The 17,722-nt window shown below is 59.7% G+C and carries 18 protein-coding genes; 4 read left to right on the forward strand and 14 right to left on the reverse strand.

Going from position 1 to position 17,722, the window contains the following annotated elements:
* Window positions 1–212: 212 nt before the first annotated feature.
* From dnaX to recR, 3 genes are all read left to right on the forward strand, one after another.
* Window positions 213–2,270 (forward strand): DNA polymerase III subunit gamma/tau, encoded by a 2,058-nt coding sequence (gene dnaX, locus AWM69_RS06865; RefSeq protein WP_218726070.1) that lies wholly within the window; start codon window positions 213–215, stop codon window positions 2,268–2,270.
* Between the two features lie 78 nt (window positions 2,271–2,348).
* A complete protein-coding gene (locus tag AWM69_RS06870) occupies window positions 2,349–2,687 on the forward strand; it encodes a YbaB/EbfC family nucleoid-associated protein (RefSeq protein WP_048382564.1) in 339 nt (112 codons plus the stop codon).
* Window positions 2,688–2,832: 145 nt separating this feature from the next.
* Window positions 2,833–3,435: a recombination mediator RecR gene (recR, locus tag AWM69_RS06875; protein WP_131653083.1), complete on the forward strand. Its 603-nt coding sequence runs from the start codon at window positions 2,833–2,835 to the stop codon at window positions 3,433–3,435.
* A gap of 173 nt (window positions 3,436–3,608) precedes the next feature.
* On the opposite strand, the gene AWM69_RS06880 is transcribed toward recR, so the two are convergent.
* Together AWM69_RS06880 and fnr are read right to left on the reverse strand one after the other, a co-directional pair.
* The gene (locus tag AWM69_RS06880) at window positions 3,609–4,154 is read right to left on the reverse strand and encodes an adenine phosphoribosyltransferase (RefSeq protein ID WP_131653082.1); all 546 of its coding nucleotides are present in this window, start codon (window positions 4,152–4,154) and stop codon (window positions 3,609–3,611) included.
* A 55-nt stretch (window positions 4,155–4,209) separates the two neighbouring features.
* Window positions 4,210–4,944 (reverse strand): fumarate/nitrate reduction transcriptional regulator Fnr, encoded by a 735-nt coding sequence (fnr, locus tag AWM69_RS06885; protein ID WP_131653081.1) that lies wholly within the window; start codon window positions 4,942–4,944, stop codon window positions 4,210–4,212.
* 152 nt (window positions 4,945–5,096) lie between these two features.
* On the opposite strand from fnr, the gene AWM69_RS06890 reads away from it, so the two are divergent.
* The gene (locus AWM69_RS06890; protein WP_256930223.1) at window positions 5,097–5,576 is read left to right on the forward strand and encodes a hypothetical protein; all 480 of its coding nucleotides are present in this window, start codon (window positions 5,097–5,099) and stop codon (window positions 5,574–5,576) included.
* On the opposite strand, the gene hemN is transcribed toward AWM69_RS06890, so the two are convergent.
* The 12 genes from hemN to AWM69_RS06950 all read right to left on the reverse strand — a co-directional run bounded on the left by hemN (window position 5,573) and on the right by AWM69_RS06950 (window position 17,720).
* Window positions 5,573–6,955, reverse strand: coding sequence for an oxygen-independent coproporphyrinogen III oxidase (hemN, locus tag AWM69_RS06895; RefSeq protein WP_218726071.1), 1,383 nt, complete (start codon window positions 6,953–6,955; stop codon window positions 5,573–5,575). The genes AWM69_RS06890 and hemN overlap by 4 nt on opposite strands.
* A 151-nt stretch (window positions 6,956–7,106) precedes the next feature.
* On the reverse strand, window positions 7,107–7,790 hold the full coding sequence (locus AWM69_RS06900; protein ID WP_218726072.1) for a sulfite exporter TauE/SafE family protein: 684 nt from the start codon (window positions 7,788–7,790) through the stop codon (window positions 7,107–7,109).
* Complete coding sequence (ccoS, locus tag AWM69_RS06905) at window positions 7,783–8,013, reverse strand: cbb3-type cytochrome oxidase assembly protein CcoS (protein WP_131653078.1); 231 nt, start codon at window positions 8,011–8,013, stop codon at window positions 7,783–7,785. Before ccoS ends, AWM69_RS06900 begins: the two co-directional genes overlap by 8 nt.
* A 20-nt stretch (window positions 8,014–8,033) precedes the next feature.
* Window positions 8,034–10,484 carry a heavy metal translocating P-type ATPase gene (locus tag AWM69_RS06910; RefSeq protein WP_218726073.1) on the reverse strand — a complete coding sequence of 817 codons (2,451 nt, stop codon included), beginning with the start codon at window positions 10,482–10,484 and terminating at the stop codon, window positions 8,034–8,036.
* Between the two features lie 99 nt (window positions 10,485–10,583).
* A complete protein-coding gene (locus tag AWM69_RS06915; protein ID WP_048382572.1) occupies window positions 10,584–11,126 on the reverse strand; it encodes a FixH family protein in 543 nt (180 codons plus the stop codon).
* Window positions 11,127–11,138: 12 nt separating this feature from the next.
* Window positions 11,139–12,554, reverse strand: a complete 1,416-nt coding sequence (gene ccoG / locus AWM69_RS06920) for a cytochrome c oxidase accessory protein CcoG (RefSeq protein WP_131653076.1) — start codon at window positions 12,552–12,554, stop codon at window positions 11,139–11,141.
* 350 nt (window positions 12,555–12,904) lie between these two features.
* Complete coding sequence (gene ccoP, locus AWM69_RS06925) at window positions 12,905–13,882, reverse strand: cytochrome-c oxidase, cbb3-type subunit III (RefSeq protein ID WP_131653075.1); 978 nt, start codon at window positions 13,880–13,882, stop codon at window positions 12,905–12,907.
* Window positions 13,879–14,070 carry a CcoQ/FixQ family Cbb3-type cytochrome c oxidase assembly chaperone gene (locus tag AWM69_RS06930; RefSeq protein ID WP_003447209.1) on the reverse strand — a complete coding sequence of 64 codons (192 nt, stop codon included), beginning with the start codon at window positions 14,068–14,070 and terminating at the stop codon, window positions 13,879–13,881. The genes ccoP (AWM69_RS06925) and AWM69_RS06930 overlap by 4 nt, the downstream gene beginning before the upstream one ends.
* A 5-nt stretch (window positions 14,071–14,075) precedes the next feature.
* A complete protein-coding gene (gene ccoO / locus AWM69_RS06935) occupies window positions 14,076–14,684 on the reverse strand; it encodes a cytochrome-c oxidase, cbb3-type subunit II (RefSeq protein WP_048382575.1) in 609 nt (202 codons plus the stop codon).
* Window positions 14,684–16,126, reverse strand: coding sequence for a cytochrome-c oxidase, cbb3-type subunit I (ccoN, locus tag AWM69_RS06940; protein ID WP_131653074.1), 1,443 nt, complete (start codon window positions 16,124–16,126; stop codon window positions 14,684–14,686). Before ccoN ends, ccoO begins: the two co-directional genes overlap by 1 nt.
* Window positions 16,127–16,593: 467 nt before the next feature.
* Window positions 16,594–17,532 carry a cytochrome-c oxidase, cbb3-type subunit III gene (gene ccoP / locus AWM69_RS06945; protein WP_131653073.1) on the reverse strand — a complete coding sequence of 313 codons (939 nt, stop codon included), beginning with the start codon at window positions 17,530–17,532 and terminating at the stop codon, window positions 16,594–16,596.
* On the reverse strand, window positions 17,529–17,720 hold the full coding sequence (locus AWM69_RS06950; RefSeq protein WP_218726092.1) for a cbb3-type cytochrome c oxidase subunit 3: 192 nt from the start codon (window positions 17,718–17,720) through the stop codon (window positions 17,529–17,531). The genes ccoP (AWM69_RS06945) and AWM69_RS06950 overlap by 4 nt, the downstream gene beginning before the upstream one ends.
* Window positions 17,721–17,722: the final 2 nt, after the last annotated feature.

A 17,722-nucleotide genomic window follows, 5' to 3' on the forward strand; every position in this document is an offset into this window, starting at 1 on the left:
TCACAACGCTCCGGCGTTGAAGTGTCATTCCCTCGATCAAGCCCGCATTCAACGTTCCCGTGAACGGTTGATGTTTTGTCGTGTCCGGATTTTCAGCCCGTTCGGGTTGTTTAAATGCCCGCAGCGGCATATTAGGCGAGCGCATCAGATGCAATTTTGGCCTTGCTCCGCTAGCATTAGCCCCCTCCGCTTTTCAGACGCGACGGTTATCAATGAGTTATCAGGTTCTTGCACGTAAATGGCGTCCGCGCTCGTTCCGCGAAATGGTCGGCCAGACCCATGTGCTCAAGGCTCTGATCAACGCCCTGGACAGTCAGCGCCTGCATCACGCCTACCTTTTTACCGGTACCCGTGGCGTCGGCAAGACCACCATTGCGCGGATCATCGCCAAATGCCTGAACTGTGAAACAGGTATCACTTCGACGCCCTGCGGAACGTGTTCGGTCTGCCGCGAAATCGACGAGGGGCGCTTTGTCGACCTGATCGAAATCGACGCCGCCAGCCGCACCAAGGTCGAAGACACGCGTGAGCTGCTCGACAACGTGCAGTACGCGCCAAGCCGTGGGCGCTTCAAGGTCTACCTGATCGACGAAGTACACATGCTGTCCAGCCATTCCTTCAATGCGCTGTTGAAAACCCTTGAAGAGCCGCCGCCCTACGTCAAATTCATTCTGGCGACCACGGATCCGCAAAAGCTGCCGGCCACCATTCTTTCCCGCTGCCTGCAGTTTTCGCTGAAAAACATGACGCCCGAGCGGGTGGTCGAGCATTTGACCCATGTACTCGGTGTCGAAAACGTTCCGTTTGAAGACGATGCCCTGTGGTTGCTGGGGCGCGCCGCTGACGGCTCGATGCGTGACGCCATGAGCCTCACGGACCAGGCCATTGCTTTCGGTGAAGGCAAGGTTCTGGCCGCCGATGTGCGTGCCATGCTGGGGACGCTTGATCACGGTCAGGTGTTCGATCTGTTGCATGCCTTGATTGAAGGCGATGCGCGGGCATTGCTGGAAGCCGTGCGCCATCTGGCTGAGCAAGGCCCGGACTGGAACGGCGTGCTGTCGGAAATCCTTAACGTTTTCCACCGTGTGGCAATTGCCCAGGCGTTGCCCGAGGGTGTCGACAACGGTCACGGTGACCGCGACCGTGTATTGGCCCTGGCCAAGGCATTGCCCGCCGAAGACGTGCAGTTTTATTACCAGATGGGCCTTATCGGTCGGCGTGACCTGCCATTGGCACCGGATCCGCGGGGTGGCTTTGAAATGGTCCTGCTGCGGATGCTGGCGTTCCGTCCGGCTGATACCGCTGACACACCGAGTCAGCCGCTAAAGCCAGTGGGGATCAGCCAAGCCACAGTTGATTCCTCCCAAGCCGTGGCGGGTGCGACACCTGTCGCTCCGGTAGTTGCTCAAAAACCCGAGCCGGTGGTTGCGCCCGTGCCGGCGCCTGTCATCGAGCCTGCACCTGCACCTGCACCTGCACCTGAACCGGTTGCCGTGCCCAAGGACTTGCCCTGGAACGAGCCGTCAGCCCCGCAGGTGGAAGAGCAGCTTGCGTCTGAGTCTGAGCCCGTTCTGGATACGGCGGGTGAGCAACCAGATTTGCCGCCGATGCCGCTGCCTATCCCGGATAGCGTGGTTCCGGATGCGCCGGACTGGACCGCTGCGCCGCTGCCTGAGCCAACCGCCGGTCAGGTGGACGCTGCGCTGTCTGGCATGGATCGTGATGATGAGCCGCCGCTGGACGAAGATTACATCGAGCCCGATATGGATTCGGCGGCGTACAGCTACCTCGATGAGCTCGCCAGTGAGCATGCTGCCGAGCCAGCGCCTGAGCCAGAACCCTTGCCGGCTGCGATGCCTGCAACCGGGCTGGCCCTTGAATGGCTGAACATGTTCCCCAAATTACCGGTATCGGGCATGACGGCGAGCATTGGTGCCAACTGCACCCTGATGGCGGTCGACGGTGATGACTGGCTGCTGCATCTGGACCCGGCTCACAGTGCGCTGTTCAACGCGACTCAGCAGCGCCGGTTGAACGATGCACTGAACCAGTACCACCAGCGCACACTCAAAGTCACGATAGAGCTGGTCAAGCCCGAGCAGGAAACCCCGGCTCAGGCAGCTTCCCGCTTCCGGGCTGAGCGTCAGCGATTGGCAGAAGAATCGATTTATGCCGATCCGTTGATCCAGCAAATGATTCAACAGTTTGGCGCGGCTGTCCGCGACGATACGATTCAACCTGTCGATGTTGTCGAGGCCAAGGCTTCGTAACACCAGGATAGGCACTTACAGCCCGAGGTCAGTGTTGATCGCGGGTGCATTGTCCAAATAACGTTTGAGGTGATTCCCATGATGAAAGGTGGCATGGCCGGCCTGATGAAGCAGGCGCAGCAGATGCAGGAAAAAATGGCCAAGATGCAGGAAGAACTGGCCAATGCTGAAGTCACCGGTAAGGCAGGTGGCGATATGGTGAGTGTGGTGATGACCGGTCGTCACGACATCAAGCGCGTCAGCATTGACCCGTCCGTGATTGCAGGCGTCAGCGAAGAAGACCTCGAAATGCTCGAGGCGCTTTTGGCCGCAGCCGTCAACGACGCCGTGCGCAAGGTCGAAGCCAATAGCCAGGACAAAATGTCGGGTGTGACCGCCGGCATGCAACTGCCGCCGGGCATGAAGCTGCCTTTCTAAGGCGGGTTCGACAATGCCAGGCCATGTGCCTGGCATTTTTTTGCCTGCCCGGCAGGCAGCGTCGAATCGTGCGGTCGCAGGTATTTGACGCTGGCCCGGCCCGCGGGTATAAACCGCGTCTTGTTGTTTTGTCGGACTTTTCCCTATGAGCTTTAGCCCCCTGATTCGCCAACTGATCGATGCCTTGCGTACTTTGCCGGGTGTGGGCCAAAAGACTGCGCAGCGCATGGCGCTGCAATTGCTCGAGCGTGATCGCAGCGGTGGCTCGCGTTTGGCGCTGGCCTTGAGTCAGGCGATGGAAGGTGTGGGTCATTGCCGTCTGTGCAGAACACTGACTGAAGATGACTTGTGCCCGCAGTGTGCGGACATGCGCCGGGATGACACGTTGCTGTGCGTCGTCGAGGGGCCGATGGATGTCTACGCTGTTGAGCAGACCGGGTATCGCGGTCGCTACTTCGTGCTCAAGGGGCATTTATCGCCACTGGACGGGCTGGGGCCCGAGGCGATCGGTATTCCGCAATTGATGACGCGTATCGAAGAGCAGGGCACCTTCAGTGAAGTGATCCTGGCGACCAACCCCACCGTCGAAGGCGAAGCCACCGCGCATTACATTGCCCAGCTATTGAGCAGCAAAGGCCTGATCGCTTCGCGCATTGCCCACGGCGTACCGCTGGGTGGCGAGCTGGAGCTGGTGGATGGCGGCACCCTGGCCCATTCGTTCGCCGGGCGCAAACCAATCGCCTTGTAATCCGGACCGTGTAGCGGCGACAGAGGCTGTTTGTAGCAGCGGTCGAGTAGAACGAGGCCGCGTCGGGCTGCGTAGCAGCCGTGGGGTGCAGTGTTCCGTGCTTCGTACGTAGTCTCGCTCCGCTCGTCAACGGCTACGGGTATCCTGTAGCCGCTGCCGAAGGCTGCGCAGTTTTACTCGGTCAGCGAGAACTCGGTCAGGCAGAAGCTCGGGATGCCTATTTCTTGCAGGCGTCTGGAGCCACCCAGTTCCGGCAGGTCGATAATGGCGGCAGCTTCGAAGATCTGTGCCCCCATGCGACGAACCAGGTTGGCTGCTGCAATCAGCGTTCCGCCGGTGGCGATCAGGTCATCGACAATCAGCAGCGAGTCGCCTTCACACAGGCTGTCGGCGTGAACTTCCAGGAACGCTTCACCATATTCAGTCTGATAGCCTTCGGCCAAAACGTCAGCGGGCAATTTGCCTTGCTTGCGGAACAGGATCAGCGGTTTGTTGAGTTGATGGGCCAGTACTGAGCCAATCAAAAATCCTCGGGCGTCCATCGCGCCGATGTGGCTGAAGTCAGCCTCGACATAGCGCTCGATAAAGCTATCGGCGATCACGCGCATGGCGCGGGGGGATTGGTACAGCGGGGTGATGTCGCGAAAAATGACCCCCGGCTTGGGGAAGTCGATCACAGGGCGAATCAGGGTTTTGAGGCAGAAGTCGTCGAAGACCATTATCGGGTGTCCTGGCGTGCGTTAAGCGCGCCAGTATAGCCCGGTCACGCCTGTTTTAACCGTCCAGTGTGCCACCCGCCAGGGCGCAGAGCCTGATCGGGTCAAGGATGTGGACTTCCTTGCCTTCGGCGGTGATCAATTGGTTTTCTTGCAGGCGAGTAAATACCCGTGACACCGTTTCAACCGCCAGGCCCAGATAGTTGCCGATCTCATTGCGCGACATGCTCAGGCGGAACTGGTTGGGCGAGAACCCGCGAGCACGGAAGCGTGCCGAGAGGTTGACCAAAAAGGTCGCGATACGCTCATCGGCGGTCTTTTTCGACAGCAGCAGCATCATTTGCTGATCGTCACGAATTTCTCGGCTCATGACACGCATTAGCTGGCGGCGCAACTGGGGCAGTTGCACGGAGAGCTCATCCAGGCGCTCGAAGGGAATTTCGCAGACCGGAGTGGTCTCCAGGGCCTGAGCCGATACCGGGTAGGTGTCGGTGTCCATGCCTGACAGGCCGACCAGTTCGCTTGGCAGGTGGAAGCCGGTGATTTGCTCTTCGCCGTTGTCACTCAGGCTGAAGGTTTTGAGCGCGCCAGAGCGTACAGCGTAGACCGAGCCAAAAGTGTCACCCTGACGAAACAGAAATTCGCCTTTTTTCAGGGGGCGGCCGCGCTTGACGATTTCCTCCAGGGCATCCATGTCTTCCAGATTCAACGAAAGCGGCAAACACAGAGGTGCCAGACTGCAATCCTTGCAGTGAGCCTGGTTGAGGGCGCGCAGTTTTACTGGCTCGGACATTTCTTCGATCCTTGTGGGAAAACACACATAATATGCAAGGGTAACTCAGCGGGGGGATCGAGACCAGCGCGAGCACTGCCCGGGTGACTCTCTCAAGTTGCCGTTGGCAGCGCCGATAACCCGGTAATAGCGAACAGCAGGAAGCACTGACGATGTCATCACTGGGTGGAGTTACCCTGAGTCAAAGCGGGATGTTGCCGGTTCCAGAACCGGTTGCACCGCCCCGTAATGCTTTATCCGATGCCCAGGATCCGGCACCGGATGAGGCGGTAACGGCACCTGTAGAAGGTGTGAGGGTGACGATCTCCGGGGCCGCCATGAAAGCGGCCCGGGAACAGAAAAGCCAGAACAGTGATATCGAAGAAAGCGGCTTGCCGGATCAGACCCAGAAGATCTTGAAGATGATCCGCGAGATCAAAAAGCAGATCGCCGAAAAGCAGGCCCAATTGCAGCAGGTGATGACCAATAGCCGCTTGAGTCCTGACCAGGCCCGCGCTCAAGTGGCGGGACTGCAAACGCAAATAGCCAGTTTGACGGCGGCCTTGATGACGGCAACGGCGAGTCTGGCCAAGGCCATGAAAGACCTGAGTGCCGACGATGCGCTCAAGGCGGCTTCGTTGATGGCGCGCTAGATGACCCGCGAGAAGCGCTGACGGTTTTGCTGTTCCAGGTAGGCGTCGAACACCATGCACACCGAACGTACCAGCAGTCGACCGGCAGGCAATACCGTCAGTTGCTGGTTGTCGAGTGCAATCAGCCCGTCTGCGGCCATCTGTTCCAGACTCGGCCACAGGGGAGCGAAATAACCTCTGAAGTCGATGTTGAAACGTTGTTCTACGTACGCGAATGGCAGCTGCAGGTTGCAGATGATTTGCTGGATGACTTCGCGCCGTATGCGGTCATCCTGATTGCACAGCAAGCCGCGGCTGGTCGCCAGTTGAGCACTGCCCAAGGTGTGCTGGTACTGCGTGAGGTCGTTGGTGTTCTGGCAATACAGTTCTCCGATATGGCTGATGGCCGACACCCCAAGGCCTATCAGATCGCAGTGACCATGGGTGGTATAGCCCTGGAAGTTGCGTTGCAGGGTTGATTCTTCCTGGGCGATAGCCAGTTCGTCATCCGGCAGCGCGAAATGGTCCATGCCGATGTACCGATAGCCCGCCCCGGTGAGCTGTGCGATGGTGCGTTCCAGCATCAGCAATTTATCGGCCGCAGAAGGCAGGTCGCTGGTGTTGATCCGGCGCTGTGGCATGAAGCGTTCGGGCAAGTGCGCATAGTTGAAGACGGACAGGCGATCCGGCTGCAGACGGATCACTTCGTCAACGGTGCGTGCAAAGGCATCAGGGGTTTGCCGGGGCAAGCCATAGATCAGATCGATATTGATCGAGCGGAACTGCAGCGTGCGGGCAGCGTCGATGACGGCTCGCGTTTCCTCCAGGCTTTGCAGGCGATTGACTGCCCGCTGTACGTCCGGGTCGAGGTCCTGCAAGCCGATGCTGACCCGGTTGAAGCCCAGCTCGCGCAACAGGCCCATGGTCGACCAGTCCGCTTCACGCGGGTCGATCTCGATCCCGTAATCCCCCGAGTCGTCATCCAGCAGATTGAAGTGCTTGCGCAAGTGGGCCATTAACTGGCGCAGTTCGTCGTGACTGAGAAACGTGGGTGTCCCGCCACCGAAATGCAGTTGTTCGACCTTTTGCTTCGGGTCGAGATGACAGGCAATCAGCTGGATTTCCTGTTCGAGCCGCTGCAAATAAGGCTGTGTCCGGCCACGGTCTTTGGTGATGACTTTGTTGCAAGCGCAGTAATAGCAAATGTTCGCGCAGAAGGGCACGTGGACATACAGCGATAGCGGGCGCTGAGCCTTGCGGCTTTCGCGCAGGGCATGCAACAGGTCGAATGGGCTGACCTGGCTGTGGAATTGCAGGGCGGTCGGGTACGAGGTATAGCGCGGTCCGGCCAGATCGTAGCGCTGAATGAGATCTGAGTCCCAACGAATGGCGTCGAGCATGCGGGCATTCCCCTGGGAGGATGACAATGCGCTGGAGTTTAGGGGGTGGGGATTTGACGCACCTTGATTTGCATCAACGACGATGCAGGACAGGATTTCTCCGTGAATCAAGGGGCGCTTGCTGTCGGGCAGGTGCGCAGTTGCCGAAGGCTCAATGCCCCATCAGCCAGTGCTGGTGCGGACCGGGCAGGGTCCAGAGGCCGAACAGGATGACCAGCAGGCCGCCGCCCATGCGCACGCCGCGGTTGCGCAGCAGTGTGGTGACGCGTTCGGCGGCAAGGCCGGTGGCGAGTAATACGGGCCAGGTCCCGAGTCCAAACGCCAGCATCAGCAATGCGCTGTCGGTTGCGCTGCCCTGGCTGGCGGCCCAGATCAGTGTGCTGTAGACCAGCCCGCACGGCAGCCAGCCCCACAGTGCGCCCAGCAGCAAGGCACGGGGCAGGCTTGAAACAGGCAGCAAGCGGGTGGCGACCGGCTGGATATGTCGCCACAGGCCGCGGCCCAGGCTCTCAATCCGGGTCAGGCCGCTCCACCAGCCGGCCAGGTACAGCCCCATGCAAATCAGCAGAAGCCCGGCCAGAATGCGCATGTACAGGGCTGCGGGGCTGTTGGTCACCGCCCATCCTGCGAGTCCGAGCAACAGCCCGGCAGCGCAATAGCTGAGGATTCGCCCCAGGTTGTAAGCCAGGAGCAGCCTGAAGCGTCGGCTGCGCTGTTCTTTGGGGATCGCCAGGGTCAGGGCGCTCATCAGGCCCCCGCACATGCCCAGGCAATGGCCACCCCCGAGCAGCCCCAGAATCAGGGCGGAGACCAGCAGCGGCGCCAACTCAAGCATGGGGCGGGGTGTTGCTGTCAGCGTCGTTGGCGGAGTCCGGGGGATTGCCTTTGGCCTCTTCCACGGCGGCAGTGTGCTGCGGGTCCTGGTCGTCAAACAGGATGCTGTGGGCCGGGCTGTCGAGGTCGTCATACTGGCCGCTGTCGACGGCCCAGAAAAAGATGTAGATGGCGATACCGACAATCAGCAGGGCTGCCGGGATCATGACGTAAAGCGCTGGCATATAGGCTCCAGGCGACCGGCTCAGACCGGCAGCGGGCGAGTGTGTGACGTGGCTTGAGTATGCGCCTGGCGGGGCATGCGCGTCAGGCGCAAGGCATTGAGCACCACGGTCAACGAACTGAGCGACATACCCACCGCGGCCCAGATGGGTGTGATCCAGCCAAGGGCGGCGAAGGGTAGCATCAGACCATTGTATAAACCGGCCCACAGCAGGTTTTCAATGATCACCCGACGGGTGCGGCGCGCAAGGCTGAAGGCTTGCACCAGCGCTTCCAGGCGATTTGACAGTAACACCGCATCGGCGCTGGTCTTGGCCAGGTCGGTGGCCGAACCCATGGCCACGCTGATGTCGGCAGCGGCCAGCACCGGCACATCATTGACCCCGTCGCCCAGCATCAGCACTTTGCGCCCTTGTGCGTGCAGCTGTTGCAGTACCTGCAACTTGTCGTCCGGGCGCAGGCCACCCCGCGCTTCATCGATGCCCAGTTCCGCCGCCACGCTGGCGACCATCGGTGAGCTGTCACCAGAGAGCAGCAGCGTGTGCCAGCCCCGCGCTTTGCAGGCGGCCAGCAATGCCGGTGCGTCCGCGCGCAGGCGATCATCGAGGACAAACCAGGCCAGCACACCTTCGGTGTCGCCCAGCAGCAGCCATTGGCCGGGCTCGTCGGGCATTTGCGGTACGTTGCAGCCGCTCAGTGCGCAGACGAAACCGGGATGGCCGATGCGCAGTCGCTGCTGCTCAACCCGCCCTTCAAGGCCCAGTCCGGGGCTGCTGTGGACTTCATCTGCGGCTTGCGGTGCGCGCCCAAAAGCGCGGGCAATCGGGTGTTCCGAGCGATTTTCGAGTGCGGCGGCCAGACCCAGGCATTGATCGCTGTCCAGGTCGCGCAAGGGGCGAATGGCACGCAGCGCCAGGCGGCCCTCGGTCAGGGTGCCGGTCTTGTCGAAGATCACGGTGTCGATCTGGTTCAGGCCTTCGATCACATGGCCGCGGGTCAGCAGCAAGCCCAGCTTGTGCAAGGTGCCGGTGGCGGCTGTGAGCGCCGTGGGGGTCGCCAGTGACAGGGCGCAGGGGCATGTGGCGACCAGCATCGCCAGCACGATCCAGAAGGCCCGCTCGGGGGCCAGCTGCCACCACAGTAGACCGATGCCTGCCGCGGCGACCAGTGAGAACAACAGAAACCACTGTGCGGCGCGGTCGGCGATTTCAGCCAGGCGCGGTTTTTCGTTTTGTGCGCGATCGAGCAGACGCACGATGGCTGACAGGCGGGTGTCCTGGCCCAGCGCCATGACTTGAACCGTCAGCGCACCTTCCACATTCAGGGTTCCGGCGGTCACCGCGTCCCCCACGCTGCGGGGCTGTGGCAGGTATTCACCGGTCAGCAGCGATTCGTCGACGCTCGATTGGCCATCAAGGATTTTGCCGTCCGCCGGGAGAATGGCCCCGGGGTGAACCAGCACGCGGTCACCGACGTTGAGCTCAGTGAGCAAGATGCGTTCGCTCTGGCCGTCGGCTTCCAGTCGCAGGCAGGAGGCGGGCAGCAGATTGACCAACTGCGCAGTGGCGGCGGCCGTACGTTCGCGGGCGCGGCGTTCGAGGTAGCGTCCGGCAAGTAGGAACAGGGCGAACATGCCGACTGCGTCGAAATACAGTTCACCAATGCCGGTGATCGCGGTCCAGATACCCGCGATATATGCGCCGCCGATGGCCAGCGAGACGGACACATCCATGGTCAGGTGGCGGGTGCGCAAATCACGCATCGCCCCCTTGAAGAACGGTGCGCAACTGTAGAAAACAATAGGTGTAGTCAGAAACAGTGCCACCCAGCGCAGGATGGTGTGCATTTCGGGGCTGAGGTCGATGTTGAATTCGGGCCAGGTTGCCATGGTGGCCATCATGGCCTGGAACCATAACAGTCCTGCAACGCCCAGCTGGCGCAGGGCCAGCCGGTTTTCGCTGGCCAGTTGCTCAGTGGCACGATCTGCTTGATAAGGGTGCGCCGCGTAACCGATGTGACGCAGTTCGTTCAACACATCGCTCAGCGGCAACTGGCTGTCGGCCCAGCGCACATGCAGACGGTGATTCGACAGGTTGAGCCGTGCTTCGCTGACGGCGGGCAAACGGCGCAAGTGTTTTTCAATCAGCCAGCCACACGCCGCGCAGCTGATGCCTTCGATCAGCAGCGTGGTCTCGGCCTGTTCGCCCTCATGGCGGACAAAGGGTTTTTGCACTTCGGGGCGATCGTACAGCGCCAGCTCTTCGGTCAGTTGCACGGGAAGCGCTTCAGGGTTGGCTGATGCTTCGCTGCGATGCTGGTAATAGCTTTCAAGGCCGCCGGCCACGATCGCTTCAGCCACCGCCTGGCAGCCCGGGCAGCAGAACTCGCGGATCTCGCCCAGTACCGTGGCGGTGAACCGGCTGCCGGGTGGAACGGGCAGGGCGCAGTGATAGCAGGGGGTGGGCGTGGTCATGGCTGTCTGTCGCGATAGGGTGTTGCCTGGACGGCTGTCATCACCGCCCGCCTGCACACGGTTCGCGTTGCTTTGTGCTGGCGCAGGCGGGCGATGGGGTTAGCGCTTGTTGTGGTCTTCAGCACCTTGCAGTGGCTCGTCGCCCAGCAGCAGGTCTTTGTCATGCTCGACCCGCTCTTCTTCAAACAGGCGCCAGGTCTTGCCCTCTTCAACGCCCAGGAGCTCGACAAACCGGCGGCCTTCGACTTTGTCATCCAGTTGCCCGACATAACGGCCTGGCTCTGACCCGCTCTGGCTCAGGCTGATATTGCGGTCTTTTTCGGGTTGGGTCGGGGAGATCAGGTTCAGTTCCAGGGTCTGTGGCGCACTGTTGCCTTCAAGCAGCAATACGACTTCACCGGTCATTTCGTCCAGTCGCAACTTGGCCTTGAGTTGCAATGTCTGGCCCAGCAACTCGCGATCCAGCGAGCGGTTGATGCCTTTGCCGGCTTCATAGTAATTGTCGTTAACCAGGTGATCCGGGTTGTTAACGGCAATGGTCACCATCGACAGGGTCAGGGTCACCGAGCAGGCAAGAATGGCAATGATGATCCATGGCCAGAGTTGCTTGTACCAGGGGCAGGGCATGTTCGCTGGAGGCATGACACATTTCTCTTATCTGATTTGAGGGCCGATGAAGCGGCTCTTGGCTTTGACGTTGATGTCATTGTCGTCGGCATCCTTGAGGGTGAAAAACACCTCGTTGGTGCTCGACGGCAGTTGTTCAGGGGCAATCGACAACTCGACCGGCAGGCTGACGATATCGCCGGCGGCCACCTTGATTTCACGCTTGCCCTGCAGTTTCAGGTCAGGCAGGCCGCTGGCTTCCAGCACGTAGGTGTGGTCGTGCTGGTCCTTGTTCATGATCTTCAGGCTGTAAACGTTCTCGATGCGGCCTTCGGCGTTTTCGCGGTAGAGCACACGGTCTTTGCTCACATCAAAGCCGACCAGCGTGCGGGTGAAAAAGGCCGCCGCCAACAGGCCGATCATGGTCAGCAACACCAGCGCGTAGCCTATCAGGCGTGGACGCAGCTTATGGGTTTTCTGCCCGGAGAGGTTGTGCTCGGTGGTGTAGCTGATCAGGCCGCGCGGGTAGTTCATCTTGTCCATGATGCTGTCGCAGGCATCGATGCAGGCGGCGCAGCCGATGCATTCAATCTGCAAGCCATCACGAATGTCGATGCCGGTCGGGCATACCTGGACGCACATGGTGCAGTCGATACAGTCGCCCAGGCCCTGAGCCTTGTAATCGATGTCTTTTTTGCGCGGGCCCCGGACTTCGCCGCGACGCGGGTCGTACGAAACAATCAGCGTGTCCTTATCGAACATCACGCTCTGGAACCGGGCATACGGGCACATGTAAATACACACTTGCTCGCGCAACCAACCGGCGTTGCCGTAGGTGGCAAGGGTGAAAAAACCTACCCAGAAATAGGACCAGCCGTCGGCCTGGCCGGTAAAGAAATCGATGACCAGCTCACGTATTGGCGAAAAGTAACCGACAAAGGTCAGGCCCGTGACCAGACCGATCAACAGCCAGAGCGTGTGCTTGCTGAACTTGCGCAGGAACTTGTTGGCGCTCATGGGCGCCTTGTCGAGTTTGATGCGCTGGTTGCGATCACCTTCAGTGACCTTTTCGCACCACATGAACACCCAGGTCCAGACGCTTTGCGGGCAGGTGTAGCCGCACCACACGCGGCCTGCGTATACGGTAATAAAGAACAGGCCAAAGGCTGCGACGATCAATAGCCCGGACAGCAGGATGAAATCCTGTGGCCAGAAAGTGGCACCAAAAATAAAGAACTTACGCTCGGGCAGGTTCCACCAGACGGCCTGGTGTCCGCCCCAATTGAGCCAGACCGTGCCGAAATACAGCAAAAACAGCAGGGCACCGCCGATCATGCGCAGGTTGCGGAAAAGTCCGGTAAAAGCGCGGGTGTAGATTTTCTCCCGGGCTGCGTACAAATCGACACTTTCAGTTTTTTTCGGGGCAGGCGGAGTGACGTTGCGTACTGGAATCTGATTGCTCATTAGTGCGTCCCACGGCAGTGGAAAATGCCTCGGTCAGTACATGCCGACCGCGGTCAGAAGGTGTAGCAGTGGCGTAATGATACGCCTGTGACTCTAGTTCAAGGGTGCGACCTTTGGTCGCGTTCCGGAAATGATCAAGTTGGTATAGCAGTTGTAACAAGTCGTGACCTGGATCAATTGACATCGGTCGGCGGGTCAGTTGCACCTGCTCTGTTTCAGGCTTCGTGGCGGGTGCGGGTCTGCCTGCAATGCCGCGCCGGGAACCTTGTCCGAACAATCGGCCTGAAACAAAAACGGCCCCGCCAGCATGAGCTGGCGGGGCCGCAGTCTGGAGCGTTCAGGTGACTGCGTTACTCGGCTGCCTTGGCGTCATCGCCATGGGACAGGCTGTAGACGTAGGCGGCCAGCAGGTGAACCTTGTCGTTCCCTTGCAGATCGGCCTGGGCAGGCATCTGCCCCTGACGACCGTAACGGATGGTTTGCTGCAGTTGCGCAAAGCTCGAACCGTAAATGAACGCCGCAGGGTGGGTCAGGTCAGGCGCGCCCATCAGCGGGTTGCCTTTGCCTTCCGGGCCGTGACACACCGCACAGTTGGTGGCGAACAGTTCCTTGCCTTTGGCCGGGTCGGCCTTGGCGCTTTCGGGCAGCTTGCGCCCGTCAAGGTTGGTCAGGACGTAGGCGGCGACGTCGCTGACGCCTTGTTCGCCAATCACTTCAGACCAGCCCGGCATGACCGCGTGACGGCCATTCATGATGGTGGTCTTGATGTCTGCCGGAGTGCCGCCCCAGCGCCAGTCGGCGTCGGTCAGGTTCGGGAAGCCGTAAGCACCTTTGGCATCCGAACCGTGGCAAACCGAGCAGTTGGAGGCAAACAGGCGGCCACCCATCTTCAGGGCTTGCGGATCCTTGGCGACTTCTTCGATCGGCATGGCGGCGAATTTGGCGAAGATCGGACCAAACCTGGCGTCCGACTTGGCCATTTCCTTTTCCCACTCGTGAACACCGGTCCAGCCGGTCTTGCCATCGGCAAACCCGGTCTCGGCTTTGGTATCCAGGTACCCATAGCCCGGCAGCAGGCCTTTCCAGTTGCCCAGGCCCGGGTAGAGCACCAGGTAGCCGAGGGCAAAAACGATGGTGCCGACGAACAGCATGAACCACCATTTTGGCATCGGGTTGTCGTACTCTTCGATCCCGTCGTAAGCGTGCCCGACTGTCTCGTCGGTCTGCTCGCTGCGCTGGCCCTTGCGGGTGGCCAGCAACAACCAGGTCAGGGCGAAGATAGTACCCAGAGTGAGGACTGTAACGTACAGACTCCAGAACGTAGTCATTCTTTGTTACTCCTAGAAGCTTGCTCTTGCTCGACGTGCTTGATGGCTTCGGGATCATCCTTGAACGGCAATAGTGTGGCGTCATCAAACTCAGACTTGCGTCGAGGGCTGAACACCCACAATGCCAAACCGATAAAAGCCACCATCACAACGACGGTGCCCAGGCCACGAATCATCCCGATATCCATTCAGATCACCGTTTGCTTTTGATGATGGTGCCCAGGCCCTGAAGATAGGCCACCAGCGCGTCCATTTCGGTTTTGCCTTTCACGGCATCCTTGGCTCCGGCGATATCTTCGTCGGTGTAAGGAACGCCAAGATCACGCAAGACTTCCATTTTTTTCGCCGTGTACTTGCCGTCCAGTTTGCGCTCTACGAGGAACGGGTAAGCCGGCATGATCGACTCGGGTACAACGTTGCGCGGGTTGTACAGGTGCGCACGCTGCCAGTCATCGGAGTAACGGCCACCGACGCGGGCGAGGTCCGGACCGGTACGCTTGGAACCCCACAGGAACGGGTGATCCCAGACACTTTCACCGGCGACCGAGTAGTGGCCATAGCGTTCGGTTTCAGCGCGGAACGGGCGGATCATCTGCGAGTGGCAGCCGACACAACCGTTGGCGATGTAAATGTCGCGGCCTTCCAGTTCCAGCGCTGAACGGGGTTTCATACCCTCAACCGGCGTGTTGGTGACATCCTGGAAAAACAGCGGAACGATTTGGGTCAGGCCACCGATACTGACGGCGATGACCATGAAGAAGGCCATCAGGCCAATATTCTTCTCGACTGTTTCGTGCTTCATCAGTGGGCTCCAACTACAGCGATCTTGGTCGCTGCTTCAGCTTCTACCGGGTTCGAGGCGCGTACGGTACGGAACACGTTATAGGCCATGAACAGCATGCCGCTGGCGAAGAAAGCACCGCCGATGGCGCGGACAATAAAGCCAGGATGGCTGGCTTGCAGCGCTTCAACGAACGAGTAGGTCAGCGTGCCGTCGTCGTTGATTGCTCGCCACATCAGGCCCTGGGTGATGCCGTTGACCCACATCGATGCGATGTACAGCACGGTGCCGATCGTTGCCAGCCAGAAGTGCACGTTGATCAGGCCGATGCTGTACATCTGCTTTTGGCCGTAGAGGCGCGGGATCATGTGGTAGAGCGCACCGATCGAAATCATGGCAACCCAGCCCAGCGCACCGGCGTGTACGTGACCGATGGTCCAGTCGGTGTAGTGGGAGAGGGCGTTGACAGTCTTGATGGCCATCATCGGGCCTTCAAAGGTCGACATGCCGTAGAACGCCAGCGATACCACCAGGAAGCGCAAGATCGGGTCGGTGCGCAGCTTATGCCAGGCACCCGACAGGGTCATCATGCCGTTGATCATCCCGCCCCAGCTTGGCGCCAGCAGAATGATCGACATCGCCATGCCCAGGGACTGGGCCCAGTCCGGCAGTGCGGTGTAGTGCAAGTGGTGCGGACCGGCCCAGATGTACAGGGTGATCAGCGCCCAGAAGTGCACGATGGACAGGCGATAGGAGTAGATCGGACGCTCGGCCTGCTTGGGCACGAAGTAGTACATCATGCCCAGGAAGCCGGTAGTCAGGAAGAAACCCACAGCGTTGTGGCCATACCACCACTGAATCATGGCATCCGTCGCACCGGCATAAGCCGAGTAGGACTTGAAGAAGCTCACGGGCAGGGAGGCGTGGTTGACGATGTGCAGCATGGCCGTCACGACAATGAACGCACCGTAGAACCAGTTGCCCACATAGATATGCTTGGTTTTACGCTTGGTAATGGTCCCGAAGAACACAATGCCGTAGACCACCCAGACGATGGCCAGCAGGATAGCCAAAGGCCATTCCAGCTCTGCGTACTCCTTGGTCGTGGTGTAGCCCAGCGGCAACGTGATGATCGCGCCGACAATGACCGCCTGCCAACCCCAAAAGGTAAACGAAGCCAGTGCGTCGGAGATCAATCGCGTCTGGCAGGTTCGCTGCACGACGTAATAAGAGGTGCCAAACAACGCACAACCACCAAAGGCAAAAATCACCAGGTTGGTGTGCAAGGGACGCAAACGGCCAAAGGTCGTCCACTCAAGGCCAAGGTTCAATTCAGGCCACACAAGCTGTGACGCGATGAAAACCCCAAGCCCCATGCCAAGGATCCCCCAGACCACCGTCATGATGGCGAACTGGCGGACTACCTTATAGTTATAAGCAGTCGGACTGATTGCTGTGCTCATTCTAAGGTTCCACGGTTTAGGTGTTTTATTAGGATAAAAATCGGTCGCAAGTATGGATAAAGCGTAGGGTTATTGCAACGAAGCATGACCCCGGTCATTGCTTTCCAAGGCTTATTCTGCGGCCTTTCCATGCTGAGAGTAAGGTCAAACAGGCCTCGGACGAAATGCCGCATGGAGGGGAAAGCCGAAGGGGGGAGACGGGTAATCCCGGGAGGGGAGAAGGCACAGCGACATCATGGCGAAAATCGCAATGGACGATAGCCGATGCAAACCCGCTCGTGTGGCCCGTAACAGTGTCCTTCAACGTGCCGATTGATTTCACATGGCATGAAGCCGGTGACCGACGCTCACGTCATAGAAGAGCTTAGTCCTGAATGGCCGGAGAGCAAAGACTGACTAAAAAGAGGTGCGACACTTGGTCGCGGGAGTTGCCGCATCAGAATGATGCGGCAGGAAATGTCCGGTAATTATTGGGCTGTTTTTCCCTCTTGATTATCGTGTGACAAGCTGAACACGTAGGCAGCCAGCAGTTGCACCTTGTCGTTACCCAGCAACTCGCTCTGCGCAGGCATGTGACCCTGGCGACCATGACGGATGGTTTGCTGCAATTGCGCCAGGCTGGTGCCGTAGATGAAGCCCGCGGGTTGTGTCAGGTCAGGCGCACCCATCAATGCATTGCCCTTGCCGTTGCTGCCATGACAGGCCACGCAGGTGGTTTCGAAGGCTTGCTTGCCCGCATTCAGGTCAACGCTGCTACCTTGGGGCAAGGGCAGGCCGGCCAGGTCATGGCGCACATACGCCGAGACGTTTTTAACCCCGTCTTCGCCCAGCACTTCACCCCAGGCCGGCATCGCGGCCATGCGTCCGCCCATGATGGTGGCCTTGATGGTGTCGGCATCGCCGCCCCAGCGCCAGGTGTTGTCAGCCAGGTTCGGGAAGCCGAAAGCACCCTTGGCATCCGAGCCGTGGCACACGGAGCAGTTAGAAGCGAACAGGCGACCGCCCATTTTCAGCGCGGCCGGGTCCTGAGCGACTTGCTCCACCGGCATGGCGGCGTATTTGGCGAAAATCGGCCCGAAGCGGGCGTCTGCCTTGTCCATCTCCTTTTCCCACTCGTGGACGCCGGTCCAGCCATCTTCGTAGCCGGGCAGCAGGCCTTTCCAGTTGCCCAGGCCCGGATAGAGGATCAAATACCCGACGGCAAACACCAAGGTGCCCACGAACAACATGAACCACCACTGTGGCAGCGGGTTGTCGTACTCCTCGATGCCATCGTAGCTGTGACCCATGGTTTCGACCGTTTCGCCTTTGGTTTCACCCTTGCGGGTAGCGAACAGCAGCCAGCTCAGGCCGATCAGCGTGCCGATGGTCAGCACGCAGATATAAACACTCCAGAAGGTGGTCATGCTTTGTTACTCCTAGATGCTTGCTCTTGCTCGACGTGTTGAATGGCCTCTGGGTCGTCCATGAAGGGCAGCAAGGTTGCGTCGTCGAATTCGGGTTTTCGCCGAGGGCTGAAGACCCACAGCGCCAGGCCGATAAAAGCCACCGCCACCACGACGGTGCCCAGGCCGCGAATCATTCCACTGCTCATCT

Origin of the sequence: Pseudomonas sp. D1HM (assembly GCF_019266105.1) — a bacterium.
In the GTDB taxonomy this organism is placed as follows: Bacteria; Pseudomonadota; Gammaproteobacteria; order Pseudomonadales; family Pseudomonadaceae; genus Aquipseudomonas; species Aquipseudomonas taetrolens.